The sequence below is a fragment of the Pantoea sp. SGAir0418 genome (assembly GCF_043529865.1).
Genome location: NZ_CP027913.1, coordinates 129,502 through 149,343, shown reverse-complemented (window position 1 = coordinate 149,343; position 19,842 = coordinate 129,502). Strand labels below are relative to the sequence as shown.

The 19,842-nt window shown below is 52.8% G+C and carries 15 protein-coding genes and 3 pseudogenes; 7 read left to right on the top strand and 11 right to left on the bottom strand.

Annotated features, from left to right (window positions below):
* Nucleotides 1-269 precede the first annotated feature (269 nt).
* The gene (locus tag C1N84_RS23090; protein ID WP_394541967.1) at nucleotides 270-1,190 is read left to right on the top strand and encodes a DMT family transporter; all 921 of its coding nucleotides are present in this window, start codon (nucleotides 270-272) and stop codon (nucleotides 1,188-1,190) included.
* A gap of 116 nt (nucleotides 1,191-1,306) precedes the next feature.
* Nucleotides 1,307-2,386, top strand: a complete 1,080-nt coding sequence (locus tag C1N84_RS23085) for a porin (RefSeq protein ID WP_394542046.1) — start codon at nucleotides 1,307-1,309, stop codon at nucleotides 2,384-2,386.
* 31 nt (nucleotides 2,387-2,417) lie between these two features.
* On the opposite strand, the gene C1N84_RS23080 is transcribed toward C1N84_RS23085, so the two are convergent.
* From C1N84_RS23080 to C1N84_RS23050, 7 genes are all read right to left on the bottom strand, one after another.
* On the bottom strand, nucleotides 2,418-3,689 hold the full coding sequence (locus tag C1N84_RS23080) for a Glu/Leu/Phe/Val family dehydrogenase (RefSeq protein ID WP_394541966.1): 1,272 nt from the start codon (nucleotides 3,687-3,689) through the stop codon (nucleotides 2,418-2,420).
* Between the two features lie 60 nt (nucleotides 3,690-3,749).
* Nucleotides 3,750-5,096, bottom strand: a complete 1,347-nt coding sequence (accC, locus tag C1N84_RS23075; protein ID WP_394541965.1) for an acetyl-CoA carboxylase biotin carboxylase subunit — start codon at nucleotides 5,094-5,096, stop codon at nucleotides 3,750-3,752.
* An 11-nt stretch (nucleotides 5,097-5,107) separates the two neighbouring features.
* Nucleotides 5,108-5,575: an acetyl-CoA carboxylase biotin carboxyl carrier protein gene (gene accB / locus C1N84_RS23070; protein ID WP_058759883.1), complete on the bottom strand. Its 468-nt coding sequence runs from the start codon at nucleotides 5,573-5,575 to the stop codon at nucleotides 5,108-5,110.
* A gap of 374 nt (nucleotides 5,576-5,949) precedes the next feature.
* Entirely contained in the window at nucleotides 5,950-6,867 is a 918-nt protein-coding gene (locus C1N84_RS23065) for a substrate-binding domain-containing protein (RefSeq protein ID WP_394541963.1), read from the bottom strand.
* An 85-nt stretch (nucleotides 6,868-6,952) separates the two neighbouring features.
* Nucleotides 6,953-7,732 (bottom strand): TIM barrel protein, encoded by a 780-nt coding sequence (locus C1N84_RS23060; protein ID WP_394541961.1) that lies wholly within the window; start codon nucleotides 7,730-7,732, stop codon nucleotides 6,953-6,955.
* A complete protein-coding gene (locus C1N84_RS23055; protein WP_394541959.1) occupies nucleotides 7,732-8,745 on the bottom strand; it encodes a Gfo/Idh/MocA family oxidoreductase in 1,014 nt (337 codons plus the stop codon). The genes C1N84_RS23060 and C1N84_RS23055 overlap by 1 nt, the downstream gene beginning before the upstream one ends.
* A gap of 12 nt (nucleotides 8,746-8,757) precedes the next feature.
* On the bottom strand, nucleotides 8,758-10,206 hold the full coding sequence (locus C1N84_RS23050) for a sugar porter family MFS transporter (protein ID WP_394541958.1): 1,449 nt from the start codon (nucleotides 10,204-10,206) through the stop codon (nucleotides 8,758-8,760).
* Nucleotides 10,207-10,404: 198 nt separating this feature from the next.
* On the opposite strand from C1N84_RS23050, the gene C1N84_RS23045 reads away from it, so the two are divergent.
* The gene (locus C1N84_RS23045; protein ID WP_394541957.1) at nucleotides 10,405-12,366 is read left to right on the top strand and encodes a sigma-54-dependent Fis family transcriptional regulator; all 1,962 of its coding nucleotides are present in this window, start codon (nucleotides 10,405-10,407) and stop codon (nucleotides 12,364-12,366) included.
* Nucleotides 12,367-12,845: 479 nt separating this feature from the next.
* Here the strand turns inward: C1N84_RS23045 and C1N84_RS23040 are convergent.
* Both C1N84_RS23040 and C1N84_RS23035 read right to left on the bottom strand, forming a co-directional pair.
* Nucleotides 12,846-13,415: pseudogene (locus C1N84_RS23040) on the bottom strand (Rpn family recombination-promoting nuclease/putative transposase); the annotation flags it as partial.
* 3 nt (nucleotides 13,416-13,418) lie between these two features.
* On the bottom strand, nucleotides 13,419-14,597 hold the full coding sequence (locus tag C1N84_RS23035; protein WP_394541956.1) for a conjugal transfer protein TraE: 1,179 nt from the start codon (nucleotides 14,595-14,597) through the stop codon (nucleotides 13,419-13,421).
* A 499-nt stretch (nucleotides 14,598-15,096) separates the two neighbouring features.
* On the opposite strand from C1N84_RS23035, the gene C1N84_RS23030 reads away from it, so the two are divergent.
* From C1N84_RS23030 to C1N84_RS23020, 3 genes and pseudogenes are all read left to right on the top strand, one after another.
* Nucleotides 15,097-15,456, top strand: coding sequence for a hypothetical protein (locus C1N84_RS23030; protein ID WP_394541955.1), 360 nt, complete (start codon nucleotides 15,097-15,099; stop codon nucleotides 15,454-15,456).
* Between the two features lie 35 nt (nucleotides 15,457-15,491).
* Complete coding sequence (locus C1N84_RS23025) at nucleotides 15,492-16,124, top strand: hypothetical protein (protein ID WP_394541954.1); 633 nt, start codon at nucleotides 15,492-15,494, stop codon at nucleotides 16,122-16,124.
* Nucleotides 16,125-16,177: 53 nt separating this feature from the next.
* Nucleotides 16,178-16,887: pseudogene (locus C1N84_RS23020) on the top strand (tyrosine-type recombinase/integrase).
* 263 nt (nucleotides 16,888-17,150) lie between these two features.
* Here C1N84_RS23020 and C1N84_RS23015 read toward each other — a convergent pair.
* Nucleotides 17,151-18,270 (bottom strand): annotated as a pseudogene (locus C1N84_RS23015) (IS3 family transposase).
* A gap of 401 nt (nucleotides 18,271-18,671) precedes the next feature.
* Here C1N84_RS23015 and C1N84_RS23010 point away from each other — a divergent pair.
* Nucleotides 18,672-19,556: a RepB family plasmid replication initiator protein gene (locus C1N84_RS23010; RefSeq protein WP_394541953.1), complete on the top strand. Its 885-nt coding sequence runs from the start codon at nucleotides 18,672-18,674 to the stop codon at nucleotides 19,554-19,556.
* Nucleotides 19,557-19,635: 79 nt separating this feature from the next.
* On the opposite strand, the gene C1N84_RS23005 is transcribed toward C1N84_RS23010, so the two are convergent.
* Nucleotides 19,636-19,788 (bottom strand): hypothetical protein, encoded by a 153-nt coding sequence (locus tag C1N84_RS23005; RefSeq protein WP_394541952.1) that lies wholly within the window; start codon nucleotides 19,786-19,788, stop codon nucleotides 19,636-19,638.
* Between the last annotated feature and the right edge of the window lie 54 nt (nucleotides 19,789-19,842).

Sequence of the window (19,842 nt, the reverse complement as noted above, 5' to 3'; positions counted from 1 at the left end):
TCTGAATTCCTCAAGTATGTTGATTTTCCGTCGCAGGGCGGCGCGTGGATTTCGCGTCTTTATCAGCACGTTAAGCGACTATATCGGCATTCATTAAGAAAGAGGTAAGAGGGAAACGCTGTCGGGTGATAGGTGATTTATATGACGAGTAGTGATAAGGAAAAACTATCCGGGCAGAACAAAATTATCTTATCCGCACGATAGCACTGCACCCTATGGTGAAGATGTTAATAGTTCGTCATCTGTGACATAGAATGTAAGGTAAAAGAATGAATGCCAGAATTGGGGTTTCACTAAAGATTTTCTCAGCCCTCTGTGCGACATTAATGCTGGCCTGTGTAAAAGGTCTGCAGGGTGCTATCCCAACCGGTGAAGTCATATTTTTCCGCTCTTTCGTTGCTCTATTTCCACTACTCATATGGCTAAAAATGCAGGGTAGTGTTCTTGAGAGTATTAAAACCCGCAACCTGTTTGGTCATTTAATTCGCGGCTTCTCGGGCACTGGTGGCATGTATTTTAACTATATAGCATTAATCTATATTTCACTGGCAGACGCCACCGCCATAAGTTATGCCGCTCCATTGTTTACAGTTATAATGGCAGCAATATTACTGAAGGAAAATGTCCGCTTATCCCGCTGGTTGTCTGTTGTAGCAGGTTTCACAGGCATCATCATTATGCTTTCGGCAAACTTAACATCCAGCGGATCTTTTTTTGCTGCTGAAGGTGCGAAAGCTGGCGCCGGCCTTGGTGCGCTATTCGCGCTTGTCGCCGCACTCTGTTCCGCCATCTCCAGCGTGCAGATTCGCTTCCTGAACGGCATTGAAAAACCCGGTGCCATCGTTTTCTATTTTTCCCTGATGACGATGTTGATTGGCCTTTTTACCTCCCTATTTGGCTGGAGCATACCTTCGGCAATGCAGTTGCTACTTCTAATCGGGTGCGGCTTTTTTGGTGGCATGGCACAAATCCTCATGACACTGAGCCTGCGTTACACTGACGCTTCGCTGCTGGCGCCGTTCGATTACACCACGCTGGTGTGGTCGATGGTGATTGGCTATTTGTTCCTGAATAGCTTCCCAGGTCCGTCGACGCTAATGGGCGCATTGATTGTCGCACTAGCGGGTATTTTTGCCATCTGGAGCGATCAGCGTCAGCGCCGTGCGCAGATTATGCGGTCTTCTTTATAGAGCTATTTTGTTACCCTGGCTTATAACTTTTTTCTAATCTAAATCCCTGAATTTCCGTTCAGGGATTTACCTACCCGCTGTAGATAAAACCATCAAATATAAATAAAGAGGAATAACTGATGAAGCTTTTTATACAAGCCTGCATAGCCAGTTGTCTAGCGACATCCGGCATAAGCCACGCCGCAGAAATTTACAATAGAGACGGAAATAAACTCGATCTTTATGGAAAGGTTCAGGGTGAACATTATTTATCGAGCAGTGATACACTCGACGGCGATCAATCATATATGCGTTTTGGGTTTAAAGGGCAGACGCAAATCAGCGACGCCATTACCGGTTTTGGCCAGTGGGAATATCAGGCTCAGCTGAATAACAGCGAGGGCGCGGATGCACAAAATAATAATAAAACCCGACTGGGATTTGCAGGTATAAAAGCAGGCCGTTACGGCAGTTTCGATTATGGCCGCAATTACGGGCTGGTGTATGACGCGATTGCCTATACTGATGTGCTGCCCGAATTTGGCGGCCCGACCGGCAGCGCCGACGGCTTTTTACGCGGCCGGTCGACTGGCGTGGCCACTTACCGTAACCGCGACTTCTTTGGACTGGTAGATGGCCTGAACGTCGGAGTGCAGTATCAGGGTAAAAACGACCGCGATGCGATTAGTCGTTCTAACGGCGACGGCTGGGCAACATCGCTGGGCTACGATACCCGTTTCGGCGTCAGCGTTGTCGGCGGCTACGCCACTCTTGATCGTACCGATGCGCAAAATGCAGACGGCGTTTACGGTCGGGGTAAGCGCGGCGAAAGCTGGGCGGTCGGCGCTAAATATGATGCCAACCAGTGGTACTTCGGCACGTTTTATGGCCAGACGCGCAATGCTTATGCCATCAGCAACAGTCTGACCGGCGAAAGTGGGTTCGCCAACCAGACAGAAAGCGTCGAAGCGACGCTGCAGTATCAGTTCCTTAACGGTTTGCGCCCAACACTCGCCTATGTACAAACTAAAGCGAAAGATATCGAAGGATTAGGAGAGGTTTATTTGCTCAAGTTTATCGAGCCAGGCCTTACCTGGTATTTCAACAAAAATATGCGCACGTTTGTTGCGTGGAAGATTAATCAGATTGACGCCAATAATAAACTCGGTCTACCCAGCGACGATCAGGTTGCGCTGGGGCTGGTATATCAGTTCTGAGTAATAAGGCCAGCCTGCTGGCCTTTACAATTCAGGGATAGAGACCGCGATCCTTACGCGCCAGTAAAATACGTTCACAGGCCAGGGCATAGGCCGCTGTTCGCAGCGTAATGGCGAGCTGCTGCGCTTTTTGCCATACGGCGTCCAGCGCGTCGCTCATGATGCCATCCAGCCGCAGGTTGATCTCCTCTTCACGCCAGAAGAAGCTGGAGAAATCCTGCACCCACTCAAAGTAACTTACCGTTACGCCGCCCGCGTTGGCGATCACATCCGGGATCAGCACAACGCCGCGCCGTTGAAATATATCATCCGCTTCCGGCAGGGTCGGACCGTTCGCGCCTTCGACAACCATGCGACAGGTTAACTGTGCAGCGCGTGCAGCGGTAATTTGTCCCTCCAGTGCGGCTGGGATCAGGATATCGTAATCGAGCGACCAGAAAGCTTCATCGGTAACGCTATCCGCGCCGGGGAAGCCCTTAATGCTGCCGTGTTGCTGCTGCCAGCGTTGCAAATCAGGAATATTGATGCCACCGGCGTGATACAGCGTGGCGCTGTGATCCTGAACGGCCACGACGCGCGCGCCTTTCGCATCAAACAGTTCAGCGCTGACGCTGCCGACATTACCAAAGCCCTGTACGGCGACGCGGCTCTGCGCGACATCAATACCCAGTTTTTCCGCTGCGCGACAGCAGGTCACAAACACGCCGCGCCCGGTCGCTTTGACGCGCCCCAGCGATCCGCCCAGATGTACCGGTTTACCGGTCACTACGCCCGTAGTGGTGGCAGCCATATTCATTGACCAGGTATCCATCATCCATGCCATGACCTGCGCGTTGGTGCCGACATCCGGTGCGGGAATATCCTGCTGAGGACCGATGACTGACCCAATTTCACTGGTGTAACGTCGCGTCAGCCGCTCCAGCTCTTTCACGGACAACGATGAAGGGTCGACGCGAATGCCGCCTTTCGCCCCGCCAAACGGCAGGTTCAAAGCAGCGCACTTGATGGTCATCCAGGCCGACAGCGCCATCACCTCCTCCAGCGTCACGTCAGGGTGATAGCGCACCCCGCCTTTGCCCGGCCCTCGCGACAGGTTGTGCTGGACGCGGTAGCCTTCAAAATGGCGTACACTGCCGTCATCCATTTCCAGCGGGATATCAACGATAAGCGCGCGTTTGGGATGGCGCAGCGTATCAGCCCAGCGGCTTAAATCGCCAAGTAACGGCAAAACGCGCTCGACCTGAGTCAGATAAATTTGCCATGCCGAATGCGGAGCACCTTTCACATATGAGAGAGCTGACAAAATAATCTCCATTTTTAAGTGTTAAGATCTACCGCCAGTTGGCAGCAATTAAAGGCGTTGTTATCCATCCAGACCCAGTTTTTTCTCCAGATAATGGATGTTGGTACCACCCTGCTGGAAGTTTTCGTCGGTCATGATGCGCATCTGCAGATCGACGTTTGTCTTGATGCCGTCGATGATCAGTTCCGCCAGCGCATTTTTCATGCGCGCGATGGCCACGTCACGGTTTTCGCCGTAGGTGATCAGCTTACCAATCATTGAGTCGTAGTACGGCGGCACGCTGTAGCCGGCATAGATGTGCGATTCCCAGCGCACGCCAAAACCGCCTGGCGCGTGGAAACGGGTGATCTTGCCCGGGCTCGGCAGGAAGGTGTTCGGGTCTTCGGCGTTGATACGGCACTCGACCGCATGACCGCGCACCACCACATCTTCCTGTTTGATGGACAGCGGCTGACCGGCAGCAATACGCAGCTGCTCTTTGATCAGGTCGACGCCGGTGATCATCTCGGTGACCGGATGTTCCACCTGAATACGGGTGTTCATCTCGATGAAGTAGAACTCACCGTTTTCATACAGGAACTCGAACGTACCGGCACCGCGATAGCCGATTTCCACACAGGCGTTAGAGCAGCGCTCGCCGATGTAGCGACGCAGTTCCGTCGTGATGCCCGGTGCTGGTGCTTCTTCGACCACTTTCTGGTGGCGGCGCTGCATGGAGCAGTCACGTTCGGCCAGATAGATGGCGTTGCCCTGACCGTCGGCCAGAACCTGAATCTCGATGTGGCGTGGATTCTCGAGGAATTTCTCCATGTACACCATGTCGTTGTTGAAAGCCGCTTTGGCTTCCGCTTTCGTCATGTTGATGGACTGCTCAAGATCCTTGTCGCTGCGCACAACACGCATACCGCGACCGCCGCCGCCGCCAGAGGCTTTGATGATCACCGGATAGCCGATGCGCTTGGCGATGGCACGGTTTTTCTCCATGTCGTCGGTCAGCGAACCGTCAGAGCCTGGTACGGTGGGTACGCCGGCTTTTTTCATCGCGTTGATCGCTGACACTTTGTCGCCCATCAGGCGAATGGTGTCGGCTTTCGGACCGATAAAGATAAAGCCAGAGCGCTCAACCTGCTCGGCGAAATCGGCGTTCTCAGAAAGGAAGCCGTAGCCCGGGTGGATCGCAACCGCGCCGGTGATTTCGGCGGCGGAGATCAGCGCCGGGATATTAAGATAACTTTTGACCGACTGCGCCGGGCCGATGCAGACGGTTTCGTCCGCCAGCAGCACGTGCTTCAGGTCGCGGTCTGCCGTGGAGTGTACCGCCACAGTCTTGATGCCCAGTTCTTTACAGGCACGCAGAATGCGCAGCGCAATCTCACCACGGTTAGCAATGACAATTTTATCCAGCATGCTTCGCCTCGTTATTCGATGACGACCAGCGGCTCGTCGAATTCAACCGGCTGGCCGCTTTCCACCAGGATCGCCTTCACAACGCCGGATTTATCGGCTTCGATCTGGTTCATCATTTTCATCGCTTCAACGATGCACAGGGTGTCGCCAGCGTTCACTTTCTGACCCACTTCCACAAACGCTTTGGCGTCCGGGCTTGGGGTGCGATAGAAGGTACCGACCATCGGCGAACGCACGATGTGGCCGCTGACTTCAGGTTTGGCCGCTTCTGCAGCGACAGGCGCAGCAGCAGGTGCAACCGCAGCAGCCAGCGCAGGCTGTGGAGCCGGAACAGCATAAGCCTGCTGCATCATAGGGTAACCGACATTGGCAGGTGAACGGCTGATGCGAACCGACTCTTCGCCTTCAGAGATTTCCAGCTCAGCGATGCCGGACTCTTCAACCAGTTCGATCAGTTTCTTAATTTTACGAATATCCATGAATGCGTTTCCGATATTTCAGAAAGTTCTTTTATAACAAAGCACATTCATGCACATGAAATAGGAAGTTCAGGTAGCGATATAAGTAAAGGTTAGGTAAGGAGACACAATCAAGGGTATCACTAGCAAAAACGTGTCTGCAGCCATTTCATCGTATATCAATTGCACACATTTAAAATAGCCAATTATCTGTAACGTAAAAGAAAACGTGTGAAATTCGCTGAACTTTCCGCTAAAAAGTAAACACGAAACTATGACACTGACATATATTTTATTGTTACATGGTAGGAAAATGAGTTGGGTTTGCGAGAAATGATTATATAGCGGCCCGCCAGCGTGGCCGCCCTGAATTGCCTATATGACAGACATGAAAGTTAATGCTTAGCCACGAACGCCGTGTAATTTTCTGGAGTTATAACCTGATAAGGTACCCAATTAAATGTTTCAACTTTCTGCTTATTCAGTAGTGCTTTGGTCACCTGTACCGCACCAGTAGCCTGCCCTCTGGCATCCTGATATATGGTCAGCGCCATTTTTCCACTTTTGATGAACTGCTGACCGTCTGGCGTTCCGTCTATGCCGGCGACCTGCACTTTTTCGTTCTTCGCCTGGTTCAACGCCATGATGGCCCCAATCGCCATCTCATCGTTATTAGCTGCAATAGCGTCAATCGGTCGCTGGTTCAACAGCCAGCCTGACACTACGTCCACCGCTTCATTGCGCTGCCATTTCGCTGACTGCTTCTCAATCACATGCATATCTTTGTATTTGGCAATCACTGCTTCCACGGCGCGCGTACGTTCGCGCGCTTCTTCATTTGAAAGCGCGCCCATCAGGATGGCTATGTTGCCTTTGTAGTTCATCTTCTTTGCCAGCGCCTCCATTTGCATTTCGCCTCCCAAGGCGGAATCTGAACCCACATAGGCCATGTCCGCTGGCAACTTCACTTCCGGCTTGCGGTTCACAAACACCAGGGGGATACCGGCGCCTTTTGCCGCATTGATCATTGGCAATACGCCTTGGGTATCAACCGGGTTCAGGATGATGGCGTCGACACCCTGATTGATAAAGTCATCCACCTGCTGAACCTGCAGCGCCACATCACCTTTTGCATCCACAAACTGGCTGTTGAGCTGGCTGGCATTGAGCTCCTGCTGCATCTGAGTGCGAAGAATAGAGACAAAATTGAGATCGAAGTTAGCCAGCGCCACACCGACTGTAAAAGTTTTGGCACTTACGCCCACGCTGATCACCAGCGAGCCCAGGCAAAGTAAAAGGTTTCTAATGTTCATGATATATTCCTGTAGAGTAGACTTGGTTATTTTTTAGAGGGGTTATTTAACGTCGGGTAACAGGCAAATACCCGACGGGCAATGCTTACAACATAAAGTGATCGCGGAACTGCTGGAGCGCCGTCGTACTGTCACCGCTGGCCCAGCCTTCCATCGCGACGGTCCCGTTATAGCCTATCTCCTGCAGCGTTCGCGCGATGGCGCGATAGTTGATTTCGCCGGTACCCGGCTGCTGGCGGCCAGGTACATCGGCAACCTGAATCTCGCCGATTGCCGCACCACAGCGCCGCAGGAGCTCAATAAGATTGCCTTCGCCGATTTGCGCATGGTAAAGATCCAGATTCATCTTCAACGCCGGACTGTTGACCGTCTCCACCAGCGCCAGCGTATCGGCTGCGAGGGCAAACGGCGTGCCCGGATGATCGACCTGCAGATTGAGGTTTTCGAGAGTGAATACCCGCCCGGCAGCTTCGCCAAGTTTGGCAATTTGACGCAGTGTATCAGCGGCTTTTAGCCACATAGCACCAGTCACCACGCTAACGGGTTTTACCGGCAGACCGCGGTCGTCAAGGCCCGTACCATGCAAGTTAAGTACTGGACACTGCAGCCGGGCGGCCACAGCCAGTGAGGCTTCTGCACTCTGAAGCAGTTGCCTGATTTCCGCCTCGTCGGTCAGGTTGCCACTCAGATAACCAGTCATGGAGGTAAAGCACGCGCCTGTCGCCACCAGCGCATCAATATCCTTATCGGCCCATCCCCAAATTTCGACGCCAAAGCCGAGTGCATGAATGCGTCTTACGCGCTCAATAAACGGCAGATCGAGGAAAACCATTTCAGCGCAGACAGAGAGTTGATAACCAACCATCAGTGACCTCCCAGCTTGACGGGCTGGTTGCGCTGCACAGATTCAATGCAGGCCAGCGCGATTTCCAGCGCATTACGGGCGTCTTCACCAGTGGCACGCGGCGTTTCACCGCTGCGGATACAGCGGGCAAATTCTGTCATTTCCGCGACATAGGCTTCACGCAGTAAATCTGAGTCTAGCCGCGAGGTGTCAACTGCAATACCGTCGGCAGTATAACGCACACAGTGATTGGCGTGGATGTGACCCGCCTGCAGCATGCCTTTGCTACCAAACACTTCGCCGCGCACATCGTAGCCATACACCGCCTGGAAGTTCGCCTCGGCGATGGCGATAGCACCATTATCAAAGCGGATTGTCACCACCGAGGTATCCAGTAGCCCCTTGTCTTTGAAATCCGGACGCACCAGCGCATCGGCCAGCGCGTATACCTCAACCGGCTTCGCGCCGTAATTAAAGTGCAGCAGTGTGTCAAAGTCATGGATCAGCGTTTCGAGAAAAATTGTCCACTGCGGGATCGGTGCCGGGTCTTTAAGTCCCGGATCACGCGTTACAGAGCGGCTGAGCTGCGTTCTGCCGTTCTCACCATTTTTTACTGCGGCAATCGCCGCCGCAAAGCCAGAGTCAAAGCGGCGATTAAAACCTACCTGTAGAACCACACCTGCCTGTTTAGCCGACTCGATAGCGCGATCGGCCTCCTCCAGAGTGACAGCCATCGGTTTTTCACAAAAAATATGTTTGCCGGCCTTGGCAGCGGCGATCACCCATTCGGCGTGCGTGCGCGCCGGAGCTGCTATTGCAATGGCGTCGATTTCGTTATCTTGCAGCATCGCATGCAGATCGCTGTATGCCTTGTTGACACCTATTTGGCTGGCGAGCTTTTCCGCTGCACCAGGGTACGGATCGGCCACTGCAGCGAGTGTGGCACCGGGCACCCGATATGCCAGATTTTCAGCATGAAAGCTGCCCATACGGCCTGCGCCGATTAAACCTACGCGTACTATTTTCTGGTTCATAAAAACTCCTTATTATTTCGCTTTCGCCCATGAGGGTGAGGAAGGTTGTTGCTCAGATCGCTGCGCCTCAGCGGCGAAGCGACGGGATTTGGAAAGCATCAGAGGCTCAATATGTTCCAGCGACACGCCCCGGGTTTCCGGTAAAAAGCGTCGGACAAACCAGAACGCCGCCAGGCATCCTACCGCGCTCAGCATCAGCGGGAAGGCACCATGAAAGTGTTCCGTCAGCACGCTACTGCGGTTCATCATCGGGAAGCTTTGGGTCACGACAAAATTCGCGACGTACATTGAAGCAAAGGCAAAGCCCATCGCCACGGCGCGGATGCGGTTGGGAAAAATTTCAGAAATCAGCAGCCAGGCACCCAAGCTCCACGAAAGACCAAAGATCAGCGCGAAGGCCACCAGCCCTACAACCGGAAGCAGCCCCCCCACCTCAGCGATGAATGCCCAGACGGTAAATACCAGAGAGAGTGCGCAACACAGCGCACCCCAGCGTAGCAGCGGCGTCCGGCCAAGGCTATCGATGGTGCTCAGGCAAACGGCCACACCGGCCAGCAGTGCGAGTCCAAGAAAAATACTCTGGAAAAGCGAAGCCTGTGTGCTGCCGGTAATGTTTTGCAGCAGCGACGGTGCGTAATAGAGCAGAATATTGATCCCGGAAATCTGCTGTAAAATGGCGATGGTGCAGCCGATCAGCAGGATGTAGCGGGCCCGCGCATCGCGAAGAATGCCACGCTGCGTAGCGTTGGGGTTATCTTCCGGGGTTGTGGTCAAAATCTCTTGTAACAGACGTTCGGCGTGCTGTGCCTTTGAGAGGCGAGTCAATATCTGGCGGGCGCGATCAGTCTTGCCATTCAGCGCCAGCCAGCGTGGTGATTCCGGCATAAACGGAACCAGCAACAGGAACAGGACACAGGGGACCACGCCAGTAGCCAACATCCAGCGCCAGCCTTCGCTTACAATCCACTGGTGCGACATACCTCGTGCAATCAGGTAATTCACGATATACACCGCAACCTGTCCGCCCACCATTAGCATCTGCTGCAGGCCAAGCATACGACCGCGCCAGTCTTTCGGTGAGACTTCAGCGATATACAGTGGCGTAACCACAGAGGCCATTCCGACCGCTAGACCGCCCACCATCCGCCATATGACGAAATCCGTGAGGGAATTGGCCAGCGCCGCGCCTACGGCTGATAGCACAAACAGGACAGCTGCAATGATCAGGGTGGATTTGCGACCTATACGATCGGAAATAAAGCCAACGCCCCAAGCACCCGCGATGCAACCGAGAATTACGTTAGAAATCGCCCAGCCGCTCTCCCAGGGCGTTAACGCCAGATGTTCGGTCAGTGGATCGATAACACCGGAAATCACCGAAGCGTCATAACCCAGAATCACACCGCTGAGGGAGGCGATGGTACAGATAAACAGAATCAGGCGTAAATTATGTTTGCGCATAACAATTTATTTCCCTTCGCTCATTCGAATTAGATATCTGGACCTTGATTGCAAAGGGAATGTGCAAAGGTAATGCCAACCGAAATGTGGGAAATTTTGTGAGCGCCTACACAACGTTAACCCATGAGCTGGCAATAATATTTACATGTCAACATTACATGTTCATAAAATGGACATTTCACGCCAGGAGAATTTCCAGTGGATAAACAGCCTTTGTTAAGAGAAGAAAGCGACGCTATTTTTAGCCTTCCTGACAGGGCTGAAGCCAGCCGCTGGGACACAGTATTATGGAAGTGCTGGCAAAGCTTTATGCAGGGTAAACAGCCTCCAACACTGCGACGCAGCATCTTACAGTCATGGCAGCGTTCACAGCAGCGCGCCATTGATCCGCACAGCTTTACCTACACCGCTCCGACGGCCAGCGAGCTGAACGCCATCCTCGAACATAACACCGAGTTAATTATGGTGGCGCGCAGCATTATGGAGAATCTGCTGGCATACAATCCGGACGGCCATATCAACCTCACCGATGCGCAGGGCGTCACGCTGCATTTTTGCGGTGCCGACCTGACGCCCGTCGGCAGCATACTGCGTGAAGAAGTGCTGGGGACAAACTGCACCGCGCGCTGTCTGATTGAACAGCGTCTGGTATACGTGCTAAGCGGTGAGAACTGGAAGATTGATCTGCGCCAACGCCGTCGTCAATGTGCGGCAGCGCCAGTACGGGATGCCAGTGGCCAACTAATTGGCGTGCTGACCCTGACCGCCACGCCAGATAACTTTAACGCACATACTCTCGGTACCGTACAGGCGGCAGCGGAAGCCGTCGGGCAGCAGCTTACGCTACAACGTCTGCTGGCTGAACAGCAGTCAATCTTAGAGACCCTGAATGAGGGGGTCATCGTCTATGATAGAAAGGGCCGTATCAAAACGCTTAACCGTTATGCGCGCCAGATTTTCCGTGGGCTTGATTCGCAGGATACCCCGGTTGATCTGCTGCTGCAGCCGCAAGGCGTATCTCTGTTGACGATGCCGTTCTGCAATGACCGTGAGATCCAGTTTATGCCGGCAGGCCTCACCCCCCTCTCCTGCCTGGTCTCTCTGATGCCAGCACCGGGTGGCGGGCGCGTGCTGTCGCTGCGCGAGGATAAGCGCATCCGCGCCATCACGCGGCGCGTAATGGGTGTAAGCGCCAGTTACACCTTTGAAATGATCCGCGGCGATGCACCGCGTATGCAGCAAGCTATCCAGAGGGCCCGCGCCAGCAGCCGCACTGACAGTACGGTGCTGCTAAGCGGCGAAAGCGGGACCGGCAAAGAACTGTTTGCCCAGGCCATCCATAATGCCAGCACACGACATCAGGAGGCCTTTATCGCCCTTAACTGCGGCGCTTTGCCACGCGATCTGGTGCAGAGCGAGTTGTTTGGCTATGTCGATGGTGCATTTACCGGTTCGCGCCGTGGCGGTTCTGCTGGCAAGTTTGAGTTGGCTGACGGCGGCACACTATTCCTTGATGAGATTGGCGAGATGCCGCTTGAAGCACAGACCAGCCTTCTGCGCGTATTACAGGAAGGCGAGGTTGTGCGTATTGGTGCGGATCAGCCGGTGAAAGTGAATGTGCGCATTATCGCCGCCACCCATTGCAATCTGCTTGATGCGGTGGCGAAAGGTGCATTCCGGCGTGATCTCTATTATCGCCTGAATGTGATCTCTCTGGAGATACCACCGCTGCGCGATCGTTGTGAAGATATTCCAGAGCTGGTCAAAACCTTTATTCAGGCACTCTGCGCGCGTCTGAAACGTATTCCGCCAGCAGTCATGCCGGACGCGATGGCCTGTCTGCAATCCTGGGAATGGCCTGGCAATGTGCGTGAGCTGGAAAACGTCATTGAGCGTGTAGTTAATCTGTGCGCGGGTTTACAGATCACCCGCGCGGATCTGCCAGACTCGTTGCAGGAATCCCCAGATTGGCAAATAGATGAAAATAAGCAACCTTCACTTCAAAATATGGAGCGCACGCATATCCTGCGAGTTATCGACGAGCAACAGGGTAACCTGCGTCGGTCAGCACAGCAACTGGGTATTTCCCGTACGGCGCTGTATAACAAGCTCAATGCCTGGAAAATAAATTATCGTACTTTCAGAAAAAACAATGGCTGATACGACATCAATCTTGATCCTCAGGAAGGCAGGCAATCACATCCTCAAAAAGATTTGAGAATGTAAAAAGAATAAAAATTGGCATGACCGTTGGTAATGCATAATACGCTGGGATTCCCTCTGCTACTAACCCGGTGGTAAGCTACGCCGTACGTCCCGCTTAGCCGGTTTCGAGCGATATTTTCTACCAATCCATCCCCTGCCCCGGTTAGTCTAATCGTGCAACCAGTAATGATGAATCTAAGCAACCTCTTCTAACTCCTTTGCGCCGGCTTTAGAGCGCTTGCGACGTAGTGGGCATTATGTTCAGGGCCTTAATGGCGGCAGCTTGCTACTGACGTTTAGGGATAAACTTAACTCTCAGCGACGTTCATTGAACTTAACGCGTTAGCTATTCGGTCCTGAATTCAATGAGACGCACCACGCTCGGAAAAGTCTGTAGAACATTCCCTGATTCTTTGTTCCTGGACGACTGCTGCTTCGGCCAGGTCGCGCCGGTGTATGTGCTTCTGCAGCAGCGTCAGCGCCGCCATGCTGTGGTGGTTCATGATCTCCTCATCCGGAGTGACGGTGACGTCGACCAGCGGGAACGGCCCGCCGTAAAGGCGGCCGGCCAGCGCCGGATCGTCAAATTCCTGAAGCCAGTCGGTGGAGTATGGGTACGGGCTGCGCCGTCCTGTATAGAACAGCACCGGGATGACCAGCGGCAGTTTTTTATGGCCGGCGTCAATATGGCGCTGCATCGCGGCCACGGCGTAGCGCATCAGCCGGAAGGCCATGTGCCGATCGGGCGTTGACTGATGCTCAATAAGCACGTGGATGTAGCCGTCGCCGGCGGTGGTCTTCAGGCTGTAAAGCACGTCGCTGTAGTAGGCGCGCAGACTCTCTTCCACGAAGCTGCCGGACTCCAGCTTCAGTGTGTTGAGATCGCAGATGGCGCGCAGCTCGGCCGGCAGGTGCAGCTCGATAAAGTCACGGGCGGTATCCGGGTGCGTCAGGAAGGCTTTGAAGGCGGCGTCGTGGGGCACCGGCATAATTTTCTTATTCATTAGCTACTTATCCTGTAAGGCTGTACTGCCGGTCCGGCCATCATTATTGATGTCTGGGGCGCCAGTGAGGTTGTGGTATCGGTTAAAACTGTCTTCCAGCGCCGCGCTGAGTGAAAAGTACTGCTCTTCTCCCGGACCGCCATTCCAGAGCGAGACCCTCCATCCTTCCGGATAGCTGGAGTACTTGTTATATACGGGCTCAAACGTTTTCCCTGGCGTCCCGCAGTAAGCCGTAATGTACTGTCCGAATTTCATTCGCTGGTAATTAGCGGAGGATTTACCCAGCACGCTGCGGGGATCCCACCACTCAGCGCGGTTGAGGGCTTTTTCAAGCTGGTCGGGCAGGATACGTCCCTGATAAATCCGGTCAAAAATAGCCTCATCGACCGAGCAGCCGTGAAAGCGGATCCCGCCTTTACTGCTTTCAAGCTCGCTAAGGAACCTGAATAACAGCTTCAGGTCAGCACGGCATTTTTCGTAGTTCCAGCGCTGAAATTCGCAGAATTCATACCGGCTGACGCTGGCCTCACCCGCTCTGATGCGGTACCGGAGCAGAAATCCCATGCCTAAGTAATGGTCGTGGTCGTCATGCTCTTCAGCCAGTTTGAAGTCGACGCCGGCGTTTTTGACGGCAAAGACCTCTAGATCGCCGTACCTGATGTTTCGCTCAATCACGGCGGTGGCCATACTCTCAGGGCATTTGTACCAGTGAAGGGTGCGCGTGGGATAAACGGCATTGCTCTTTGCGCTGAGCCACGAGCTCTCCACGCCAAACCAGCCGCTGACGGTTGTCAGGAGTTCCGGGGTAATGAGATCTAGGGTCGCGTCGCGGGACTTTAGTTTCGACAGTGTTAACCCATGGCCAGAGAGCATGCGGCTCATCTGCAGCGGTTCAATACCGTGGCTCTCAAACAGCAGCATCAGACGGTCATACATGGTATCGATTCGACTCTGATGCGGTAAGGTTTCGATGTTGACCACACCGTCCACGATGATGTTGATGAACTGTGAAACCGAAATGCCCAGCGCCTCACTCTGTGCCTGCAGGTAGGCACGGGTCTGCGGCTTCAGCCGTATGGAGGTGACCTCTTTACGTCCGTCGTCTTCTTCTTCCATCTGTTTTACTGCCCGGTCATGTCCGCCAGTCAGCAGCGAATGCAGGATTTTCGTCAGGGAGTGCATGCAACGTCCTTTGTAGGTGTTTGTATTACACATTCGCATCATGAATCGTTTCAAAATGAAAGGCAATACATCCGCATACATTAAAAGCGAGTCTCACCATGCCTACACTAACAGATCCGAAAAAAGGAGGACCGGATCTTTCATTCCCGGTGGCGCTTTTCTGCGCAACTGACTACATATAGTGGTTCGGCCAGCTGCAAAGCATACAAGATATGGGGTAAAGGCGGCTTCGGGACCCGGCGCTGCGGGCTTTTTCCCGCCCCGCCGCCGTGTTACGCTTCCGGTAAAGTCGTGATTACGGAATAAAGCGGATCCAAAGGGAACCGGCTACAGGTAATTTAAATTTGTGGCTATATGTTTGCTAATTATTAGCATTCAAATGATGACGGTTGGATGAAATTATTAGAGTGACAGATGCAAGGTTATGCGCAGCTGATTAAGCCCCGCGTCATAATTACTCTGAGTGGCTATTTGTCAGCAAACCGGAAAGGAGAGCAGGATGGGACGTTCAATACCTGTGAAGATTGGCCAGAAGGAATTCAAATCCAAAAAAGCCGCCGTGGAATATTTCATGGTTCAGCGTGAAGCAGTCAAAGCAGTGAGCCCGCTGAAAGAGGGAGAGTTGTTTGATGAATTGCGTGACCTTTATCTGCGTTACTGCGAAATTACAGACTACCCCCTTGGCAACCGAGAGATTTACGCATGCAGCGTAGATTACGAAACTCGTCATACCGACCAGAACTACGGTACGTATTTGTGCTACTGGGTACATTTTTCACCGAAAGATACGGATGGATTGTCCTTTTCGGTTAAACACGCAGTGGATGCGATCGCCAGCGCTGCGGCCGAACAACCCTGACGGTGGGCAGGATTTAAGGAAATGGAGAAAAAACGATGATGAAGGCAGATGGTATAGTCCGCGGCATTACGGGTCCGGTTGCTCATCCGCTGACCGTCCGGGTGAGCAGTCCGCGGGCAGGGATCCGGGGACGCCTGGCTGCCGGTCTGATTGCCGGAGTCATTGCGTCTGCAGGTGTGGTGCCTGCCACGCCTGCCGCGACGCGGGATGAAGTCATACACCTGAACGCCGCCTATCCGTCCGGCTCCGTTATGGTATGCAGTAAGAATCTGCCGGGCGACGGAAAAATGATCCAGCCGACAGTATTGCAGATGCGGGGAACCGTGGTTGACAGGAAGCAGGACAGCGCAGTGTATGAGGTCTCATCGACATGGACCATTCCGGGTAAAAGCAGCAGTTCTGACCTGACGCTGAAGCTCAGAATGCTGGAGCGGATGGATGATAAAGGCAGCTATTCCCGCATCGTTCCTGACAGCATGTCGGTATCAATGCCGTCCGTCGGCCCTGCGGGTGAAAAGTCCGTTCTGGAAGGATTCCGCCGACGTCTGCCTTCAGGCGAAATCTTTACGCCATTCAGTAATATAGAAATCACGGATTTTCCTTCCTACACGGTGCAAACCCGGGGAGAGCCCCCGTCCTACTGTCACAGAGAATCCTCCAGGAGCTGAATATCAATACAATTAACCTGCCCACCATGTTCCCGTAGTCAGGGGCCGCACAGCTGCAGGTGGCCATCGACTATCCGGCCGGGCTGGTTGTCGATCTGCCGAAATACCTCCTAGCGCCGGAGGTTAGCGCCCTGCTCCATTTCATGACTGACCTGCGACGCAAAATTCTGTTCACCACCCTGTGGAACACCGGCGCGCGCATCAGCGAGGCGCTGGCGCTTACAAGAGGGGACTTTCTGCTGCGCCAGCAGTATCCGTTCGTGCAGCTGGCCACGCTCAAGCAGCGCGAGGCGAAGGCGGAGCTTAGCGCCGCGCCGGACGCCTGCCCGCCGGGGCCGTGACCCACGGCCTGGTGCCGATATCCGACGCGCAGTACGTTAACCAGCTTGAGATGATGATCACCACCCTGCGCATTCCGCTGGAGCGGCGCAGTGAAACCGCGGGCCGGATGGAACTGGTGCGGCTGTGGGAGATCACCGACCGGACGGCCCGGACCTAGCTGAAAGAAGCGGTCAGCGCGGCGGCGTCAGAAGGCGTGACGTCCTCCATTCCCGTAACCCTGCACACCTTCCGGCACAGCTACGCCATGCACATGTTGTACACGGGCACGCCGCTCAAGGCGCTGCAGAGTCTGCTCGGACACAAAAGCATTAAGTCGACGGAGATTTACACCAGAGTGTTTGCGCTGGACGTTGCGGCACGCCACCGGGTGCAGTTTCAGATGTCGGGCAATGATGCTGTGGCGATGCTGAGAAAAGAATGACAACGGGTGTGGTACGTTAATTCGTTTATCGATGCCTGCACCTTCAGATTATCATTTGAGTTAAAACTCATATGTTTTTTTACTCAAATGAGTTTCTTGAGGTTGTCTTGCTTCTTTTTTATCAAAAACATACTGATTTTTTGTGAGTGTAAACTCATTTGTGTTTTTGAGTTAATGTGTAAAAGATTTTTATTCATGCGCTTTAAGTCTCAATACTCATTTACTCACAGCTGCTGACCTGCCCCCAGGATTAGATACAACCTTCAGTTAGTATTGTCGTTTGGTTTTTCTTCATATTTCCTGTTTCGCCAGTCCGTTGCGAATTCAGCTGGTGTCTGGTAATCCAGCGATGAATGGGGACGGCACTCGTTATAATACTGCCGCCAGTCATTAATCGTTTTCCGGGCATGAAGAATATCGCTGAACCAGTGTTCATTCAGACACTCATCGCGAAAGCGTCCGTTAAAACTCTCAATAAATCCGTTCTGCGTTGGCTTACCTGGCAGGATAAGCCTTAGTTCCACACAATGCTCAAAGCCCACTGATCGAGCGCGCGGCAGGTAAATTTCGGGCCCTGATCGGTTCTTATCGTTGCAGGATATCCACGAAACAGCGCGATGCTGTCCAGAATACTCGTGACCTGAACGCCTGAAATACCGAAAGCAGCGGTGATCGTCAGACACTTCTTAGTGAAATCATCCACACAGGTCAGGCACTTGATTCTCCGGCCGTTGGCCAGTGCGTCCATAATGAAATCCATCGACCATGTCAGGTTCGGCGCATCCGGGCGCAGAAGCGGAAACCGTTAGGTTGCCAGCCCTTTACGTCGTCGTCTGCGTTTTACGCTCAGTCCATTAAGATGGTAAATACGGTATACCCGCTTGTGATTGACGTAAAGGCCCTCCCGACGCAGCAACTGCAAGATGCGGCGGTAGCCAAAACGCCAGCGCTCCAGTGCCAGTTCAGTGATGCGCTTTGATAAATGCGCATCAGCCACCGGACGCTGAGCCTCGTAGCGGCAGGTCGACAGAGACAAACCAGTAAGCCTGCAGGCACGACGTTGCGACAGATCGGTCGCATCACACATAAACTTAACGGCTTCCCGCTAGTGGTCTGTCGTCAGTACTTTCGCCCCAGAGCCACCTGAAGCGCCTCCTTATCCAGCATGGCTTCGGCAAGCAGCTTCCTGAGGCGGGCGTTCTCCTCTTCAAGAGATTTAAGCCGCTTCACCTCAGGAACATCCATGCCACCAAACTTCCTGCGCCAGGTGTAGAAAGTGGCATCGGAAATGGCGTGCTTACGGCAGAGCTCACGGGCAGAAACCCCGGCTCCCGCTTCGCGAAGAATACTGATGATCTTTTCGTCGGTAAAACGCTTCTTCATGGGGATGTCCTCATGTGGCTTATGAAGACGTTACTAACATCGGGGTGTGTTATTCAACGGGGAGCAGGTCAGAGGTATTCTGAAAGACCTTAGGCACAGGAGTCTTATGTTTTTTATCAACATATCCACTGAATAGATCAATTCTTTTAAGATCATATGAAGATCATATTGAGATCAATAAAAGATCAAAAGAGATCACCGACGTTCTATCTTTATGATCTCATTAATAAATTCACTACTTTTGGTATTTACTTTCATGCATAAGGTCTCTACTTTCATGAGGTGTGTATCTACTTTCATGAAAAAGGTCTCTACTTTCATGGAAAAGGTTTTTACTTTCATGTTATAAAGGTATCCACTTTCATGACAATGTGATCTTTCTGACCTGAGGGTGTGGATAAGTGGGAAACGACAACAAAGTCATAGACATAAACAATCCTTTTGCCATCGTAAAAAAGGATTCAGAAACAGTTTATCTACTGGAACCTAATAGCAATAAGACGGTTCAGCCGGTGGCTTTGCTGCGTCTGAGTGTCTTCACACCCGTGGCGCCGAAGGAAAAAGGAAAGCGTGACTTTCTGATCGACGCCTCCGACGAGCTATCAAGTCTTGAGGTGGCAAAGCGTGAAGGTTATACGGATATCAAGATCCAGGGTGCGAAGCTGAGCATGTCTACGGATTTCAAAACGTGGCTGGGCATCATTATGGCCTTCTCCACATATGGCTACAGCAGCGAAACCATTCGTCTGCCGTTCACTGAGTTCGCCAAGATGTGCGGCATTAAATCCGCGGATCTTAACGCCCGCTCGCGTAAGCGCCTCCACGACTCCCTCTTCAGTATTTCCAGCGTGACGCTCGCCTTCAGTAGCAAGGACGGTAAGAAATCAATGTTCTCTCACCTGGTGCAGCGCGCAGTACTGAATATGAACACTGACACGGTGGAAATAACGGCTGACAGCAATCTCTGGGAGCTTTACCGCTACGATCATAAGGTGCTGCTAGGCCTTAAGGCACTGTCTGAATTGTCCCGTAAGGAGGCCGCACAGTCGCTATATATCTATTTTGAGAGTATGCCCAGCGGTACGCTCTATATCTCCATGAAGCGCCTGAGAGAGCGTCTGGCTATGGGCTCACCCGTCAAGCTGCAGAATTCCATCATCAGGCGCGCGATGGCCGACCTGGTGAAGATAGGCTATATCGATTTTACCGAGCTGAAAAAAGGCCGTGAGATCCAGTTTGTCATCAATAGCCGCTCTCCCAAACTTCAGGCATTACCCGGTCACTGATTTTTTTAAAGGTATTCACTTTCATGCAGGCGGCACAGATGTCTTCACTTTCATGATGTGAAGTCAAAGGTATCTACTTTCATGGATAATCAGCGAAAATGATGTCGCCCTTATCATGCGCAAATGTATCCATTTTATTATATGCCGTTGTATGAACGTACCCACCTGTTACCAGCCTACGTTTTTCGGTTTTTGCTTTCATGCATGTATCGGTTGCGGTATCTACTTTCATGATGATCCTGTGGTGAAGGTATCCACTTTCATGGAAAACGCGCACATGGCCTGC